The sequence below is a fragment of the Dietzia sp. B44 genome (assembly GCF_014145245.1).
Classification (GTDB): Bacteria; Actinomycetota; Actinomycetes; order Mycobacteriales; family Mycobacteriaceae; genus Dietzia; species Dietzia natronolimnaea.
Map to the genome: position 1 here is coordinate 1,952 of NZ_JAALEF010000215.1, position 1,750 is coordinate 3,701.

At 70.3% G+C, this 1,750-nt stretch carries 1 protein-coding gene and 1 pseudogene; one reads left to right on the forward strand and one right to left on the reverse strand.

Annotated elements, in window-relative coordinates; translation table 11 throughout:
• Window positions 1-294 (reverse strand): annotated as a pseudogene (locus G6017_RS07970) (3-oxoacyl-ACP reductase); the annotation flags it as partial.
• 123 nt (window positions 295-417) lie between these two features.
• Between G6017_RS07970 and G6017_RS07975 the strand changes: the two are divergent.
• Entirely contained in the window at window positions 418-1,731 is a 1,314-nt protein-coding gene (locus tag G6017_RS07975) for an acetyl-CoA C-acetyltransferase (RefSeq protein ID WP_182616837.1), read from the forward strand.
• Window positions 1,732-1,750 lie beyond the last annotated feature (19 nt).

Below are 1,750 nucleotides of genomic sequence, written 5' to 3' on the forward strand. Positions count from 1 at the left end.
GAACAGGGCCTTGAGGTCCTCGGTGCGGCGGATGCCTGTGGCGTCGAAGACCAGGCCGGCGAACTTGCCCTCGGCGTCCGCGCCGGCCAGCTCGTAGTCCGACTCGAGGATCGCGCGGACGGGCTCGACCAGGCGGCCCTCGCCGCCGACCAGGACCGGGCCGTGGAGAGCGGGCTGCCCGGCCTCGTACCGGCGCAGCTGCTCCGGCTGCGGGAGGCCGACCTTGCCGGCGATGAACGACCCCGGGGCCGAGGTCACGAACTGCGAGTAGAGGTCGAGGTTGCCCTGTGCCATGGCGATCATCTCCTGGAGAGGTGCGGTACTACGGGTCGACAAGTAACTTACTGCTGAGTAACAATACGTGCAGGGCCGCGTTTCGGGCCACCGGACACCGAGAACACAACGGGAGTGACACACGTGACCACCAGCCCCCGCAAGGTCGCCATCGTAGGCGGCAACCGAATCCCCTTCGCCCGATCGAACGGCAAGTACGCGGACGCCTCGAACCAGGACATGCTCACCGCGGCGATCGACGGTCTCGCCAGCCGCTATAACCTGCAGGCCAAGCGCGTCGGGATGGTCGCCGCGGGTGCCGTCCTCAAGCACGCCCGGGACTTCAACCTCACCCGCGAGTCGGTCATCGGCTCCGTTCTCGACTCGTCGAGCCCCGCCTACGACGTGCAGCAGGCGTGCGGCACCGGCCTGGCCACGGCCATCCAGGTCGCCGACGCCATCGAGGTCGGTCGCATCGACGCCGGGATCGCGGGTGGCACCGACACCACCTCCGACGCCCCGCTGGCCGTCAACGACGACCTGCGCAAGATCCTCATCAAGGTCTCCTCGGCCAAGAGCACGGTCGACCGGCTCAAGCTCCTCGGTGACATCCGTCCGCAGTCGCTGGTCCCCGAGCAGCCGCAGAACGCGGAGCCCCGCACCGGACTGTCCATGGGCGAGCACGCCGCCATCACCGCCCGCGAGCTCGGCGTGACCCGCGAGGACCAGGACGCGCTCGCCGCGGCCAGCCACCACAACCTCGCCGCCTCCTACGAGTCCGGCTTCCAGGACGACCTGGTCACCCCGTTCCTCGGCGTGCCGCGTGACGACAACATGCGTCCCGACTCGTCCGAGGAGAAGCTCGGGAAGCTCAAGCCGGTCTTCGGCAAGCGGGACGCCGAGGCCCACGGCACCCAGGCCACCATGACGGCCGGGAACTCCACCCCGCTCACCGACGGCGCCTCCGCGGTCCTGCTGGCGAGCGAGGCCTGGGCGGAGGAGAACAAGCTCCCGGTCCGCGCCTACCTGGTGGACTCCGAGACCGCGGCGGTGGACTTCATCCACGGCCACGACGGCCGCACCCCGGACGGGCTGCTCATGGCGCCCACCTATGCCGTCCCGCGCCTCCTCGAGCGCAACGGCCTGACCCTGCAGGACTTCGACTACTACGAGATCCACGAGGCCTTCGCCTCGCAGGTCCTGGCCACGCTCGCGGCCTGGGAGTCCGAGGAGTACTGCACCGAGCGCCTGGGTCTGGACTCCGCGCTCGGGTCGATCGACCGCAGCAAGCTCAACGTCCACGGTTCCTCGCTGGCGGCCGGGCACCCGTTCGCCGCGACCGGGGCCCGCATCCTGGCCGCGACCGCCAAGCTGCTGGAGGAGAAGGGCTCGGGCCGCGCGCTCATCTCCATCTGCGCCGCCGGTGGTCAGGGCGTCACGGCCATCGTCGAACGGTGAGCCCGACGCGCTGACCCCG